Source organism: Denitratimonas tolerans, assembly GCF_037203605.1.
Taxonomy (GTDB): domain Bacteria; phylum Pseudomonadota; class Gammaproteobacteria; order Xanthomonadales; family Xanthomonadaceae; genus Denitratimonas; species Denitratimonas tolerans.
On record NZ_JBBDHC010000008.1, the window covers coordinates 54,111 to 68,648 of the forward strand.

The 14,538-nt window shown below is 68.8% G+C and carries 12 protein-coding genes; 2 read left to right on the plus strand and 10 right to left on the minus strand.

The features are described from left to right. Positions 1 to 12: 12 nt before the first annotated feature. The 3 genes from putP to WB794_RS07195 all read right to left on the minus strand — a co-directional run bounded on the left by putP (position 13) and on the right by WB794_RS07195 (position 4,409). On the minus strand, positions 13 to 1,500 hold the full coding sequence (putP, locus tag WB794_RS07185; protein WP_337335169.1) for a sodium/proline symporter PutP: 1,488 nt from the start codon (positions 1,498 to 1,500) through the stop codon (positions 13 to 15). 292 nt (positions 1,501 to 1,792) lie between these two features. Further along, on the minus strand, positions 1,793 to 3,673 hold the full coding sequence (locus WB794_RS07190; protein ID WP_337335170.1) for an ATP-binding cassette domain-containing protein: 1,881 nt from the start codon (positions 3,671 to 3,673) through the stop codon (positions 1,793 to 1,795). Between the two features lie 31 nt (positions 3,674 to 3,704). Continuing rightward, the gene (locus tag WB794_RS07195; RefSeq protein ID WP_337335171.1) at positions 3,705 to 4,409 is read right to left on the minus strand and encodes a 4'-phosphopantetheinyl transferase family protein; all 705 of its coding nucleotides are present in this window, start codon (positions 4,407 to 4,409) and stop codon (positions 3,705 to 3,707) included. A gap of 118 nt (positions 4,410 to 4,527) precedes the next feature. Here WB794_RS07195 and kbl point away from each other — a divergent pair, with 118 nt between their 5' ends. Further along, positions 4,528 to 5,718, plus strand: a complete 1,191-nt coding sequence (gene kbl / locus WB794_RS07200) for a glycine C-acetyltransferase (protein WP_337335172.1) — start codon at positions 4,528 to 4,530, stop codon at positions 5,716 to 5,718. A 61-nt stretch (positions 5,719 to 5,779) separates the two neighbouring features. On the opposite strand, the gene WB794_RS07205 is transcribed toward kbl, so the two are convergent. Both WB794_RS07205 and WB794_RS07210 read right to left on the minus strand, forming a co-directional pair. Beyond that, entirely contained in the window at positions 5,780 to 6,997 is a 1,218-nt protein-coding gene (locus tag WB794_RS07205; protein WP_337335173.1) for a DUF4785 domain-containing protein, read from the minus strand. Between the two features lie 17 nt (positions 6,998 to 7,014). Further along, positions 7,015 to 7,878 (minus strand): hypothetical protein, encoded by an 864-nt coding sequence (locus tag WB794_RS07210; RefSeq protein WP_337335174.1) that lies wholly within the window; start codon positions 7,876 to 7,878, stop codon positions 7,015 to 7,017. Between the two features lie 320 nt (positions 7,879 to 8,198). On the opposite strand from WB794_RS07210, the gene WB794_RS07215 reads away from it, so the two are divergent. Further along, a complete protein-coding gene (locus WB794_RS07215; protein ID WP_337335175.1) occupies positions 8,199 to 9,377 on the plus strand; it encodes an NAD(P)/FAD-dependent oxidoreductase in 1,179 nt (392 codons plus the stop codon). Positions 9,378 to 9,461: 84 nt separating this feature from the next. Here WB794_RS07215 and WB794_RS07220 read toward each other — a convergent pair whose 3' ends face one another. The 5 genes from WB794_RS07220 to galU all read right to left on the minus strand — a co-directional run bounded on the left by WB794_RS07220 (position 9,462) and on the right by galU (position 14,538). Next, positions 9,462 to 11,402, minus strand: a complete 1,941-nt coding sequence (locus WB794_RS07220; protein ID WP_337335176.1) for an FTR1 family protein — start codon at positions 11,400 to 11,402, stop codon at positions 9,462 to 9,464. 172 nt (positions 11,403 to 11,574) lie between these two features. Beyond that, the gene (locus WB794_RS07225; RefSeq protein WP_337335177.1) at positions 11,575 to 12,489 is read right to left on the minus strand and encodes an energy transducer TonB; all 915 of its coding nucleotides are present in this window, start codon (positions 12,487 to 12,489) and stop codon (positions 11,575 to 11,577) included. Between the two features lie 38 nt (positions 12,490 to 12,527). Then, positions 12,528 to 13,085, minus strand: a complete 558-nt coding sequence (orn, locus tag WB794_RS07230; RefSeq protein ID WP_337335178.1) for an oligoribonuclease — start codon at positions 13,083 to 13,085, stop codon at positions 12,528 to 12,530. Between the two features lie 43 nt (positions 13,086 to 13,128). Beyond that, positions 13,129 to 13,578, minus strand: a complete 450-nt coding sequence (gene tadA / locus WB794_RS07235; protein ID WP_337335257.1) for a tRNA adenosine(34) deaminase TadA — start codon at positions 13,576 to 13,578, stop codon at positions 13,129 to 13,131. Between the two features lie 78 nt (positions 13,579 to 13,656). Continuing rightward, complete coding sequence (gene galU, locus WB794_RS07240; protein WP_337335179.1) at positions 13,657 to 14,538, minus strand: UTP--glucose-1-phosphate uridylyltransferase GalU; 882 nt, start codon at positions 14,536 to 14,538, stop codon at positions 13,657 to 13,659.

Sequence of the window (14,538 nt, forward strand, 5' to 3'; positions counted from 1 at the left end):
CGCGCCGTGGCCTCAACCGCGCCCAAGCTCGGCCAGCTCCGCCTGCACCTGGTCGAAGGTGGCCTGGACCTGCGGCGACGGGGCGCGGTCGGCGAGACTGGCGACGACGATGGCCAGGCTGGCCAGCGCGAAACCGGGGATGATCTCGTAGAGGCCGAACCAGCCGCCCTGCCCCCATGCCAGCACGGTGATGGCACCGACCAGCATGCCGGCGAGCGCGCCGTTGCGGGTCATGCGCCGCCACAACAGAGAGAACAGGATCACCGGGCCGAAGGCCGCGCCGAAGCCGGCCCAGGCGTAGCTGACCAGTCCGAACACGCGCGACTCCGGATCACTGGCGAGCACAATGGCCAGCACCGCGACCAGCAGCACGGTGATGCGCCCGACCCACACCAGTTCGCGCTGCCCGGCGCGCGGGCGCATCAGGGCGCGGTAGAAGTCCTCGGTCAGCGCGCTGGCGCAGACCAGGAGCTGGGCGCTGAGCGTACTCATCACCGCGGCCAGGATGGCCGACAGCAAGATGCCGCCGATCCACGGGTTGAAGAGGGTCTGGGCGAGCACGATGAACACGCGCTCGGAGTTGGCGGCCACCTCGGCATTCGGGTACAGGGCGAACCACGCCGAGCCGAACAGGCCGACCGCGATGGCACCGGCGAGGCACAGGATCATCCAGGTCATGCCGATGCGTCGCGCGGCGGGAATCGATGCGGCGGAATCGGCCGCCATGAAGCGCGCCAGGATGTGCGGCTGGCCGAAGTACCCCAGGCCCCAGGCCAGCAGCGACACGATGCCGACGGCGCTGGCACCGCGCAGCATGTCGAGATGGCCGGGGTTGAATGCTTCGACCAAGGCCAGGCTTCGGACCGGGCCACCCAGCAGCACGATCACCACGACCGGCGTGACGATCAGGGCAAGAATCATCAGGCTGGCCTGCACCGTATCGGTCCAGCTCACGGCAAGAAACCCGCCGACCAGGGTGTAGAGGATGGTGGCCGAGGCACCGGCCCACAGGGCGCTGGTGTAGCTCATGCCGAAGATGCTTTCGAACAGGCGCGCGCCGGCGACCACGCCCGAGGCGGCGTAGATGGCGAAGAACACCAGGATGACCAGCGCGGAAAAGATCCGCAGCAGCCTGCGGTCATCGGCAAAGCGCTGGGTGAAGTAGTCCGGCAACGTCAGCGCGTTTCCCGCACGCTCGGTGTAGACGCGCAGCGGCGCGGCCACGAACTTCCAGTTGAGATAGGCACCGATGATCAGGCCCACGGCGATCCAGCCTTCCACCAGGCCGGAGAGGTACACCGCGCCGGGCACGCCCATCAGCAGCCAGCCGCTCATGTCCGAGGCCCCGGCCGCCAGCGCCGTGACGAAGGGGTTGAGGCTGCGCCCGCCGAGGATGTAATCGGACAAGGTGTGGGTGCGCCACCAGGCGTAGAAGCCGATCCCGACCATGGCCAGGATGTAGACGACAAAGGTGGTGACGAGCGGAACGTTGACGCCCATGCGGTCTTCCCCTGCGCCAGACGCGGATGCGCGGCTTTGGCGCGCTAGCTTCGGGGCAGCGCGGGCTGCAGGTCAACGCCGCACCGATCACCGTTCCCGCCCCCCCATCGCGGCCAAGGCCACTCCTACAGCGCATTTCCAATGCGCGCGGCTACGCCGACGTCGGCCATGTAGCAGGGTCGACCTACGGCAACGCTGCGCGCAGGTCGGCCCTGCGCCCCCGACGGGAGGCATCGGCACACAGCCACCGCCATCCCTGGAGCGGGCTTGCCCGCGACCGCAGAAGACTCCCTCAGGAAACCAGCGCCTCCAGCGCTTCCCAGCGCGCGTAGCAGGCGTCCAGCTCGCGCCGGGTCTGGTCGAGCGCGGCCTGATGGGCGGTCACGGCGTCGTGCGGCTGGCGGAAGAAGGCCGGCTCGCCCATCGCCCGGCTCTGTTCGGCGATCTGCGCTTCCAGTGCTTCGATGCGCGCCGGCAGCAGGTCCAGCTCGCGCTGGTCCTTGTAGCTGAGCTTGCGGCGGGCGGGCGGCGGAGCGACCGCGCGGGGCGGCGCGCTGGCCGCTGGCGACGATGCCGCGGACGGCTGGGCGGGAAGCTCGCGCTGGCGCAGCCAGTCGCTGTAGCCACCCACATACTCGCCCACGCGCCCGTCGCCCTCCATCACCAGGGTCGAGGTGACGACGTTGTCGAGGAACTCGCGGTCGTGGCTGACCAGAATGAGCGTTCCGGCGTAGTCGGCCAGCAGCTCTTCCAGAAGCTCCAGGGTTTCCACGTCGAGGTCGTTGGTGGGCTCGTCCATCACCAGCAGATTCGCCGGCTGGGCAAAGAGTTTGGCCAGCAGCAGGCGGTTGCGCTCGCCGCCGGAAAGGCGCGTGATCGGAGCCCGCGCGCGCTCCGGCGTGAAGAGAAAATCCTGAAGGTATCCAAGCACATGCTTGCGCTTGCTGCCAATTTCGATGAACTCGCGGCCTTCGGCCACGTTGTCCAGCGCGTTCCAGTCCTCGCGCAGGGTGGCGCGGTACTGGTCGAAATAGGCGATGGCAAGGTTGGTGCCCTGCACGATCTCGCCGCGCTGCGGTGCCAGTTCGCCCAGAAGCAGCTTGAGCAGGGTGGACTTGCCGCTGCCGTTGGGGCCGATCAAGCCGATGCGGTCGCCGCGCAGGATCGTGGTGGAAAATCCGCGCACGATGGGCGCATCGCCGAATGAAAAATCGACGTCGCGCGCCTGGATCACCTTCCTGCCGGAGGCCTCGGCCTCGGCCAGCGCCATCTTCACGTTGCCCTGCAGTTCGCGCCGCTGCGCGCGTTCGCTGCGCAGCGCCTTGAGCCGCCGCACGCGGCCCTCGTTGCGGGTGCGACGCGCCTTGATGCCCTGCCGGATCCAGACCTCCTCTTCGGCCAGAAAGGTGTCGAAGCGCGCGTTTTCCACCGCCTGGGCGTGCAGGCGCTCCTCGCGCCGGCGCAGGTAGTTGTCGAAGTCGCCCGGCCAGCTGCTCACCTGCCCGCGGTCGATTTCGACGATGCGGGTGGCCAGCGTGCGCAGGAAACGGCGGTCGTGGGTGACGAAGACGAGCGCGCCGGGCCAGTTCGCCAGAAATCCCTCCAGCCAGTCGATCGCCGCGATGTCCAGGTGGTTGGTGGGTTCGTCCAGCAGCAGCAGGTCGGGCGCGCACACCAGCGCGCGCGCCAGCAGCACGCGACGCTTCATCCCGCCCGACAGGCTGGAAAACGCGGCCTCGCCGTCAAGCTCCAGGCGCTTGAGCGTATCGGCCACGCGCTGATCGGCCGACCAGCCGTGCGCCGCCTCGATCCGCGCCTGCACCTCCGCCAGCGCCTGGGTATCCACGTCCGCCGCATGGCTCAGGCGATGGAACAGCGCCAGGTCCGCGCCCACGCTGCCGAGGCCTTCGGACACCACGTCGAAGACGCTGCCCGTAGCGCCCGGCGGCACTTCCTGCTCCAGCCGCGCGATGCGCGTGCCGCTTTGCACGCGAACCTGCCCGTCATCGGGCGGAATCTCGCCGGCCAGGATGCGCAGCAGGGTGGATTTGCCGGCGCCGTTGCGGCCGATCAGGGCAATGCGTTCGCCCGCGTCGATGGAGAGATCGACGTGGTCGAGCAGGAGCGGCCCGCCCACGCTGTAGTCGAGCTGGTTCAGGGAGATCAGGGACATCGGCAAAGTGTATCAGCCGCCGCCAGCGCGCTCACTCGGGCACCAGCACGCCGCCGCTCCAGCGCCAGCCAAACGCGGCGGCCTCGGGTGCCGGGCCGGACCAGTGCGTCAGGATCCGGCCGCGCTCGCGCTCGGGCAGCGACAGGGCCAGCCAGCCGTCGGCAAGGTTCCAGGTCCAGCCATCGGCCGCGACATCGGCGGCGCGGTCCCAGCCGTGCTCTCGCAGCGCCTTGGGCTGCAGGCCGGTGCCCAGCGCCTTGGCGCGGGCCTCGTCCAGGGTCCAGCGCTGAAAGAAGCGCTGGCGGCGCGCCAGATCGTCTTCCGCGGCCAGCACCTGCACGAACGCCGGCGCATACAGGGCCGAGGCCAGCCCCAGCAGGTCGCGCTGGCGCAGGGCGCGCTCGATATCCACGCCCACCGGCACCGCCGCGACGGCAGCGGCGAGCTGCCCGCCGCTGTGCGCCAGCGACAGGTGCAGGCCGGTCGGCCGTCCGCGCCGCAGCGCCAGCGGCGCGCCGTGCGCATTGCGCTCCAGCGTCCAGTCGCCGGCGCGGCCACCCTCCATTTCCGCCAGCAGCTCGCGGGCGTAGCCGTGCCCGGCAAGAAACTGCGCGCGCCGCAGGGGATGGGTCATCGCCGCCAGGCGCGCACGCTCGTCGCTTCCCAGCCAGGTCTCGGTGGACGGCAGCCGCTCCAGCACCGCGTCGATGTCGTTGACGCCCAAGAGCACACCCATGGCCCCTCCCGTGTGCGCGCCAGCGGGCGCGACCAGGCCATTGTCGCAGGCGCGGTGGCGAACTCAACGAAGCGGCCGATGCTATCGTGCGCACCTGTCATTTTGCGGAGGTTTTTCCATGTCCCTGACCCAGCGCTACGCCGATGAACTGGCCGGCATCGAACGCGACGGCCTGTTCAAGCGCGAGCGCGTCATCGTCTCGCCGCAGTCCGCAGAAATCACGTTGGAAGACGGCCGCAAGGTATTGAACTTCTGTGCAAACAACTATCTGGGCCTGGCCGACCACCCGCGCGTGATCGAGGCTGCGAAGAAGGCGCTCGACAGCCACGGATTCGGCATGGCCTCGGTGCGCTTCATCTGCGGCACCCAGGACCTTCACAAGCAGCTGGAAGCGCGCATCGCTCAGTTCTTCGGCACCGAGGACACCATTCTTTATGCCGCCTGCTTCGACGCCAACGGCGGCCTGTTCGAACCCCTGCTGGGGCCGGAGGACGCGATCATCTCCGACGCGCTCAACCACGCCTCCATCATCGACGGCGTTCGCCTGTGCAAGGCCCAGCGCTATCGCTACGGCAACTGCGACATGGCCGATCTGGAAGCCCAGCTCAAGCAGGCCCGCGCCGACGGCGCACGCACGATCATGATCACCACCGACGGGGTGTTCTCGATGGACGGCTTCGTCGCCCCGCTGGATGAAATCACCGCGCTGGCGAAGAAATACGGTGCCCTGGTCCACATCGACGAATGCCACGCCACCGGCTTCCTCGGTACCACCGGGCGCGGCTCGGCCGAGGTCACCGGCGTGCTGGAGAAGATCGACATCATCACCGGCACGCTGGGCAAGGCGCTGGGCGGCGCGCTGGGCGGCTTCACCACGGCGAAGAGGGAAGTGATCGAGATGCTGCGCCAACGCTCGCGGCCCTATCTTTTTTCCAACTCGCTGCCGCCGCACGTCGTCGCCGCCGGGATCGAGGTGTTCGACATGCTCGACGCCGCCGGCGAGCTGCGCGAAAAGCTGGTGGCGAACACCGCGTACTTCCGCGGGAAGATGACCGCCGCCGGCTTCGACCTGAAGCCCGGCAGCCACCCGATCTGCCCGGTGATGCTCTACGACGCCCCGCTGGCGCAGAAGTTCGCCGAGCGCCTTCTGGAAGAAGGCATCTACGCGATCGGCTTCTTCTTCCCCGTGGTGGCGCAGGGCCAGGCGCGCATCCGCACCCAGATGAGCGCCGCGCACACGCGCGAGCACCTGGACCGCGCGATTGCCGCGTTCACCAGGATCGGCCGCGAGCTGGGCGTGATCGCGTGACCCGAAACGCGAACGGCCGGGCACCAGGCCCGGCCGTTCGCGTGCAGGCCGCGCAATCGGGTTACGGCAGGACCGCGATATCCAGCGCCTCGCGGCGCTGTTCGGACAGGCTCATGCGGCTCTGGTCCGAAAGGTTCAGGTCGCGCAGCGCATACGGGGCCGACAGCGCCGGGTTCATCACGTCCGGAGTGAAACGCAGCTCCAGCACGCCCGAACCCGCCGACACCACCTGGGCACCGTGCGCGATGGCCATCGGCTTGAGTTCACCGGAAGGATCGCTGCCGTAGAGCGTGCCGCGCAGTTCGTAGCGGCCTGCGGCGGCGGTTTCCACCGGCACCTGGAACACCACGCCGCCGTCGCGGCGCAGCACTTCGGCCTCGCCCGTGAAACGCGCCGTCGGCAGGCTCACCATGACCGCGGTGCGGGCATCGCGCAGCACGGTGTTCTTCGCCTGCTGCGTGCTGCCGAAGGCGTGGACTTCCCACGGCTCCAGGCCACCGCCGGCATCGGCCGGAATGTCGAAATGCGTGACGGCGTTTCCGGCCTTGTCCAGCCGGAACTCCAGGTCGAAACTGCGGCCATCCGGGGCGGTGATGAGCCCGGCCACTTTCTTCGCCGAGCGCGCCTTGGACTGATCCAGGAAGCGCGCGTCCAGCGCGATGCGCTGGCCCGGCATCGCCTGCACGGCATTGGCGGACAGCGTCATCGTCACGGTGCTGTTGGGTTCGAGCACGTGCATCAACGCGCCCGCCGCGGATTTCGGCAGGGCCACATCGACGCGCTTGCCTGCGAGGCCCGGTGCCAGCTGGAACACCAGGGTGCCGTCGCTGAACTGCGCGCCGACCGCCTTGAGGTCCGCATCGGCGGCCAGGTGCTCGATCACCGAGGCGCTGTCGCGCACCTCGCCATCCACGCGAAGCTGCACGTCCGCCGCGCGCAGCGAGCGGTTCTTGCTCGCGCCCTGCAGGCTGATGCGCACCAGCGCGCCGTCCGCGGTGGGAACGAAGCCCCAGCCCTGCTTCGCCTTGGCGGCGTCGAGCTGGGTCCAGAACTCGCGGCTCTCGGCGCGGAAGGGCTCGGAGGCGGAAAGTGCGTCATCCGCATCCAGCGCCCAGGCAAAGTGCACCGCCTTCGTTTCACCCGTCACCGGGGCCGAGGCCGCCTTGGCCATGATCAGGCTGGAAGGAATCAGGTCGCCGGCGGACCGCTTGAGCTGCAGGGTCTCGGCGTGGGCCGCGCCAGCCAGCGTGATCGCGGCAGCCAGGAGTGAGAGTTTCATGATCTTCATGGCGGGCCTCACAGGTCGTTGCGCAGGATGACGTCGAGGTTGAAGCACTGGCGACGGCTCTGATGGTGGCTGAGGTAGTAGCCGTTGCTGGTGCGCTGGGTGTCGGTGAACCACCGCGAACCGGCGGCGCGTTGGCTGTCGCAGTTGAGAAAGCCGTCCGAACACGAGTGGAGCCAGGCCTGGGTGATGGTGAGACCGACCTGGTACTGGTAGCCGCCGCAGTAGCTGTTGGCGGTCCACACTGCGGAACGCACGTTGCTGCCGGTCACCGACCAGAAGCCCTTGGGCAGCGCGGGACGCCCCGTGGTGCCGTAGAGGTTCTGCGCGTTGTACTGCGACATCCAGTGGGTCTGCTGCATTTTCACCGCATCCGAGGCGTAGCCCAGCAGCCAGCCGAGCGACTTTTCGAACACATTGCCCGCCGTCACCGCATTGGCCAGCGGCGTGCCGGCCGAGGACGGCGCCAGCGCGTTGACCCAGCGGATCTTGCTGATGATGTTGGGATAGCGGCTGTCGAACGTCGGGTTCGACATGATCCAGCGCATCACGTTGCCGCCGTTGGAGTGCGTGATCACCACCAGATCGGTGATGCCGCGTGCGCTGATGAAGGTGGTGAGCTGGCCTGCGAGACAGCCCGCCGCGCGGCTGTCCCACATGTAGCGCTCGAATTCGCAGTTGATGACGGTGTAGTTGGCCTGATTGGGCAAGCCCTGACGCACCGAGTTGACCATGTCCGCAGTCCAGTAGTCGGCCAGCGCATTGGTCTGGTTGCCGGTGCCGTGGACAAAGGCGACGCCCGTCACGGCATGGGCCGCGCAGGTCGCGACAAGCAGCACGAGACCGGCGATGAGCCGGCCAGCAAGACGTTTCATTCGATTGTTCTCCCCGGAGTCTTCTGATGGGGCGACCCGGTGCGATCCCGTTCCCTCGCACACCGATGCCGCCATCGCCCGGCGTTTCCCTTGGCCGAAGCAGGACGCAGCATACGCAAGCGAATGGAAAGCGCAAGCTCTTTCGATGTTGCGCCGCCGCAACGAAAAACCGGAAACCGCCTCACGCTTCCCGCCCGCGAGCGTGATCGTGCACTCGTTTTCCCGGGATGCGGCCCGCGTCGGCAGGCCCGCATTACCCCCTGCACCGCGCGCCGCGCGACAATGCGTGGTGACATCGCATTGCCCAAGGAGTCACCGCCATGAAGCACGTCTTCGACCACCTCATCATCGGTGCCGGCATGACCGCCGACGCCGCCGCACACGCGATCCACGAGATCGATCCGGGTGCCTCCATCGGCGTCATTGGCGCGGAGAAACATCCGCCCTACAACCGCCCGCCGCTGAGCAAGGCGCTGTGGAAGGATGCCGGCGAGAACAGTATCTGGCGGCCGACTGCAGACAGCGGCGCACAGCTTTTCCTCGGCCGCCGCGCGGTGGCGCTGGATGCCGATGCACACACCGTCACCGACGACCGGGGCGACCGCTATGAATACGGCAAGCTGCTGCTTGCCACCGGCGGCAGCGCGCGCCGTCCGGCCTTCGAAGGCGACCGCATCCTCGCCTACCGCAGCCTCGACGACTATCACCGCCTGCTGGAACTGGCGGGCAAGAACGCGCGGATCGTGGTGATCGGCGGCGGCTTCATCGGCTCGGAAATTGCCGCGGCGCTCGCCGGCCACGGCTGCCGGGTCACGATGGTGTTTCCGGAGCCCGTGCTGGGCGCGCGCGCTTATCCGGCGGACCTGTGCCGGTTCATCGAAGCCTATTACCGGGAACACGGCGTCGACGTGCTCGCAGGCCGCAAGGTGACGAACGGCGAGCAGGTCGGCGCGCGGGTGAAGCTCGTGCTCGACGACGGCGGCACGCTGGAGGCCGATGCCGTGGTCGCGGGCCTCGGGATCATCCCGGAAACCGCGCTGGCCGAGGCCGCCGGCGCGCAGATCGACAACGGCATCGTGGTGGACGAGTGCATGCGCACCACCGTGATCGACATTTTTGCCGCCGGCGACGTGGCCAACTTCCCCAGCCAGACGCTGGGCCGACGCCGCGTGGAGCACGAGGACACCGCCAACTCCACCGGCCGCATCGCCGGTCTTGCGATGGCCGGCAAGCCCGAACCCTACGCCGAACTGCCGTTCTTCTATTCGGACCTGTTCGACCTGGGCTACGAGGCGGTCGGCACGCTCGATGCGCGCCTGGAGATGATCGAGGACTGGGTCGAACCCAACCGCGAAGGCGTCATCTACTACCTCGACCAGGGCCGCGTGCGCGGCGTGCTGCTGTGGAATACCTGGGGCCGGGTCGACGCCGCGCGCGCGCTGATCGCGGACGTCGGCCCGCACTCGGAACAGACCCTGCGCGGGCGCATCCGCGGCTGATTCACCGCGCGCAGAATGCGCAAGGGCCACCCTCGGGTCGCCCTTGCACCGTTCCTGCGGCTCCTGCCGGCACGGATTTCAGGCTCAGTGCGTCTCGACCGCCAGGTGCTGGCGCGCCTGGACGCGGTTGTAGGCGAAGCCGGCGAGCAGCGCCACCACCATCAGCAGCTGCGCGAGCGCGGATTCCCAGGTCGGATGGATGCCCAGCCAGTCGATCGAAGGCAGCGGTGCCGGCGACAGGCTGAACCAGCCGGCCTCCTGCAGCGCCGCGACGCCCTTGCCGGTCAGTACCACGGCGAGCACCGCGATCAGGATCGAACTGGCCGAGAAGAACGCCCCCAGCGGCAGGCGCCGGCTGGTGCGCAGCATGAGCCAGGCGATCACCGCCAGCACGCCGACCGCGGCAACCATGCCCGCCACCATCCACGGGTGGTGGCCGTCGGCCCACAGCGCGGCGTAGAACAGGATGGTCTCGAATACCTCGCGATACACCGAGACGAAGGCCAGCACGAACAGGAAAAATGCCGAACGCCGCTTCAAGGCCGCGCTCATTTTCACCTTGAGATACTGCTGCCAGCGCCCGCCGATGCTCTTCTGGTGCATCCACAGCCCGACGCTGAGCAGCACCACGGCGGCAAAGAGCGCGGCCAGCCCTTCGGTCACCTCGCGGCTCGCTCCGCTGATGGTGATGAAGTAGGTGGCGACAACCCAGGTGACGCCGCCGGCGACGAGCGCCAGCGTCCAGCCTGCATGCACATGGCGCACCAGTTCCGAACGCCCCGACTTTCGCAGGAAGGCCAACAGCGCGATGACCACGAGCAAGGCCTCCAGCCCTTCGCGCAGGAGGATGGTGAAGGAGCCGATGAAGGCGGTGCCCGGACTCGAGCTGCCGGCCTCCAGCACCGACTGCGCTTCCACCAGCAGCGCATCGGCCGCTGCGGCCAGCGCCGCGGCATCGCCATCGCGCCCCGACAGGGCGCTGCGGTACGCGCCCATGGCCGCTTCGATGCGTCCGCGCAGGGCGCGATCGCGCGTGTTCAGCCGCGCCTCGTCCGGCTCCACGCCGTCCAGATACGAGGAAAGGGCCAGGTGCCGGGCCTCATCGCTGCGCCCGGCCTGGTGCGCGGCGAGGCTGGCGGCAAGTTTCGCCCGCGCCAGCGCTAGGCCGGCGGGCGCCTCCAGCACCGCGGCGGGATTCTGCCGCAGCCAGCCCAGCACGCCGCGCGCGGTGGTCAGGTCGAACGTGGAGGCAAGCTGGCCGGCGCGCGCCTGGGAGAGTTCTTCGAGGCTGCTCACGTGCGCCCGCAGCTGCGGCTGGTCGCGCCACGCCGCCTTGCCCTGCCCGGCCTGCGGACCATAGGCCAGCGTGCCGACGTAGTAGGCCAGCGCCCAGAGATCCTCGTCGGAAAGCGCGCCGGAATAGCCCACCATGCCGGTGCCCTCGATGCCCTGCGCCGTCGCCTGATACAGCGACAGCGGGCTGCGCAGATCGGCGCGCGCGGCGTCGGTGAAATCGATGGGCGGCGGATCGAGCGCGGCGGCGGCGGGGCCGTCGCCCGCGCCCGAGGCACCGTGGCAGGAGACGCACTGCTGCTGGTACAGCGCCGCGCCCCGCGCCAGATCCGGGGCGCGTTCGGGTGCCGACGGCACCGGATACGCCGCCAGCAGGTCCGCACCGAGCGCGTGTGCGCGCTGCGCGACTTCCTCGGCGGAAACCCGGTCGTTGACCGCCCGCATCAGGCCCTGCGCCTGCTCGCGCAGCGCCGCGAGGTGTCCGGCGTCCGGCAGGCGCTCAAGCTGCGCGGCCACCGTGGCGCTGAACTCCTGCTGCTCGAGGTACTCGGCCTCGTGCACCACGACGCCAGCATTCACCGCCCCGGGATAATCCGTGGCGACATAGTCGAGCAGCTTCCAGGTCTGCTGAACCACGGTGGTGATGTCGGAAACCGGCCCCTGCGCCCAGGCCATCAGCGGCAGGGCCAGAAGCGCCAGCAGAGCGCATACACGAATGCGAGTCGTTATCATCCGCGCATGCTAACACGCGCCCGGATTGTCGCCAATCAGATCGGATTTGGTGCTGATTGGAAGCCGTCCCGTTGGGCTGTCACGGCCCGATACCAAGGCATCCATCCCCTCGACAGCCATGCACGGCGGACGACCGATTGGCGTTCGCCATCGGGTGTTGCTCGCCGCCGGATCAGCGCTCGCCCAGCGGGGTCAGCAGGCGAATCCGCGGACGCACGTCATGCCGCATGTACACGCCTCCCTCCGCCAGGACGTCGGGCGACGAGGAATCCGACGGCCCCGACGGGTCCTCCCACGGAAGTTGGTGCTTCGGACCGGGCACGTAGGTGGTCCACAACAGCGTCGCGGAGCCCGACGATTCGTCGGGACTCTCGCGCAGACGGAATGCGATGGGCACCATGACCTGCCAATAGGACTCGCCTGCAAGCGGACCTTCGGTGGGCACCCTGAAAGTCCACTCGCGGATCGCCTTGGCCGCGGCCGCGGCCAGCAGGCCGCGCCACTTTTCCATCACGCGTTCCGTGCCATAGGCATGCAGGTTCACCTGTCGAGTGGCCACGTCTTCGACGCGCCCGTCACGTCCAACCTTGACTCCCATGTAAGCATCGCCCTCGATGCGGGCGCGCACCGCCCTGTCCGGGTAGCGCGGTACAACCATGTCCAGATAGGCCACGCTGGACAGGTCATCGGGATCGTATTCGGTAAAAGAAGCGCCTCGGATGGACACCACGTGGCCGCCATCCTCAGCCTGACCGGCAACCAGGCGCAGGCTCATCGGCGCACGCACTGAAAACGCATGGCCCTCAGCATCACGCGCTGGCTCGAACTGCCAGCGTCGCACGGCATCCTGCACGAACGCTTCCACCCCGGGAGGAATCCGCCCGGCGTCTTTCAGGACCACGTCCTCGACCTGCCCCTCGGCGGTCACCGCAACGGTGCCGTCTAGCCTCAGGCTGTGTTCGATCGTCTTCTTTACGGCGCGCGCGGTAGCGGCCGCTTCCGCGCGCGGAACGGACGCGGTAACCAGAGCCAAGGCCAGCAGGAAGGCGAGAAAAATACGATGCACCAGGCAGATTCCTTTCGTCACGGGATAACACCGGGCACGCTACACCGCGTTCCACCGGATCACAATCCCGACAGCGCCCCCATATGCCCGCGGTAGTAGCGCAGCTCATCCACCGACTCGCGGATGTCGGCCAGCGCGGTGTGGGCGGCGTTCTTGGCGACGTTCTGCGCGATCGCCGGGGCCCAGCGTCGCGCCAGCTCCTTGACGGTGGAAACATCGAGGTTGCGGTAGTGGAAATAGCGCTCCAGCGTCGGCATCTGGCGATGCAGGAAGCGCCGGTCCTGACAGATGCTGTTGCCGCACATGGGCGATTTTCCCGCCGGCACCCACTGGGCCAGGAAGGCCAGGGTGCGGCGCTCGGCCTCGGCCATGTCCACCTCGGAGGCCAGCACGCGATCCCACAGTCCGCTGGCGCGGTGGGTGGTCCAGTTCCATTCGTCCATCGCCTCCAGCCGCGCGAGCGGATGGCGGATGGCCAGCTCCGGCCCTTCGGCAAGCAGGTTGAGCCGCGAGTCGGTGACGAGGGTGGCGATCTCGATGATGCTGTCGTTGGCCGGGTCCAGACCGGTCATCTCCAGGTCGATCCAGATCAGGTTGTCGTCGTGGCAGGTGGGCATCGTGCGGTTCCTCGGGAGCACTGCCGCGATCATACCCGCACGCTCAGCGATTCCGGGCTTCGCGCCGGGCGCGGAACCACTCGGAAAGCCGCGCACCGGCGTCTTCCGCCAGCACGCCGCCGTCCACGATCACGCGGTGGTTGTGGCGCGGATCGCGCAGCAAGTCGAACACGCTGCCGCAGGCACCCGCCTTGGGGTTGGCGGCGCCGTACACCAGCCTTGCGATGCGCGCGTGCACCAGCGCCATCGCGCACATCGCGCAGGGTTCCAGAGTGACGTAGAGCGTGCAGCCGTCGAGCCGATAGTTGCCCAGGCGCTGCCCGGCCTCGCGCAGCGCGACGATCTCGGCGTGCGCGGTCGGATCGCGGCAGGCAATGACGCGATTGGTGCCCGTGGCGAGCAGGCGGCCATCAGCGGACACCAGCAGCGCGCCGACCGGCACTTCGTCGCCCGCGCCCGCCGCCTGATCCGCCAGCTCCAGCGCGAGCCGCATCCAGGCGCTGTCGCCGCGCGGCCTGCGGCCCGCGTCCGCATTGATGGCGTCGATGTCCACGCGCGTCCTGCCCGCGGCTCAGCCGTCCAGCGCGGCGCGCATGTAGCGCCGCGCGTCTTCGGCCAGATCATCGTGTTCCAGCGCGAACTGGATGGTCGCCTCGACCAGGCCGATGCGGCTGCCGCAGTCGAAGCGACGGCCTTCGAAGCGGCAGGCCAACACGGGATGCTCGGCGAGCAGCGCGGCGATGCCGTCGGTGAGCTGGATTTCCCCGCCGCTGCCGGCAGGCACGCGCTCGAGGCAGTCGAACACCTGCGGCGGCAGCACGTAGCGTCCCACCACGGCCAGCGTGCTCGGCGCCTCCTCGGGGCGCGGCTTTTCCACGATCGCATCGATACGCCCGGAGCGACCGGAAAAGTGCGGTGCCGCGACGATGCCGTAGCTGCCGGTCTGCTCACGCGGCACGTCCTGCACCGCGACCACGCCGGCACCCTCCGCCCGCGCCAGCGCCAGCATCTGCGCCAGCGCGCCGGGGCCTTTCGACCAGATCAGGTCATCGGGCAGCAGCACCGCGAAGGGCTCGTCGCGCACCACGGGCTGTGCGCACAGCACCGCATGGCCCAGTCCCAGCGCCTGCGGCTGGGTCACGAACACGGCGCGAACGTGCGAGGGCAGCACGTTGCGCACCAGCTCCAGCAGGTCGTCCTTGCCGCCTTTCTCCAGGCGATGCTCCAGCTCGTAGGCAGTGTCGAAATAATCCGCCACGGCGTGCTTGTAGCGGTTGGTGACGAAAACGAGGGTGTCGCAGCCGGCCGCGACAGCCTCGTCCACCGCGTACTGGATCAGCGGCCGGTCGACCACCGGCAGCATTTCCTTGGGAACGGTCTTGGTGGCCGGCAGAAACCGGGTGCCCAGGCCCGCGACCGGGAACACCGCCTTGCGCACGCGCGAAAAGTCCAC

Excerpts from the sequence above, each read along its gene's own strand:
- putP (WP_337335169.1), bottom strand. The coding sequence starts at position 1,500 with ATGGGCGTCAACGTTCCGCTCGTCACCACCTTTGTCGTCTACATCCTG.
- WB794_RS07190 (WP_337335170.1), bottom strand. The coding sequence starts at position 3,673 with ATGTCCCTGATCTCCCTGAACCAGCTCGACTACAGCGTGGGCGGGCCG.
- WB794_RS07195 (WP_337335171.1), bottom strand. The coding sequence starts at position 4,409 with ATGGGTGTGCTCTTGGGCGTCAACGACATCGACGCGGTGCTGGAGCGG.
- kbl (WP_337335172.1), top strand. The coding sequence starts at position 4,528 with ATGTCCCTGACCCAGCGCTACGCCGATGAACTGGCCGGCATCGAACGC.
- WB794_RS07205 (WP_337335173.1), bottom strand. The coding sequence starts at position 6,997 with ATGAAACTCTCACTCCTGGCTGCCGCGATCACGCTGGCTGGCGCGGCC.
- WB794_RS07210 (WP_337335174.1), bottom strand. The coding sequence starts at position 7,878 with ATGAAACGTCTTGCTGGCCGGCTCATCGCCGGTCTCGTGCTGCTTGTC.
- WB794_RS07215 (WP_337335175.1), top strand. The coding sequence starts at position 8,199 with ATGAAGCACGTCTTCGACCACCTCATCATCGGTGCCGGCATGACCGCC.
- WB794_RS07220 (WP_337335176.1), bottom strand. The coding sequence starts at position 11,402 with ATGATAACGACTCGCATTCGTGTATGCGCTCTGCTGGCGCTTCTGGCC.
- orn (WP_337335178.1), bottom strand. The coding sequence starts at position 13,085 with ATGCCCACCTGCCACGACGACAACCTGATCTGGATCGACCTGGAGATG.
- tadA (WP_337335257.1), bottom strand. The coding sequence starts at position 13,578 with ATGCGGCTCGCGCTGGAGCTGGCGGATCAGGCGGCGGGCGCGGGCGAC.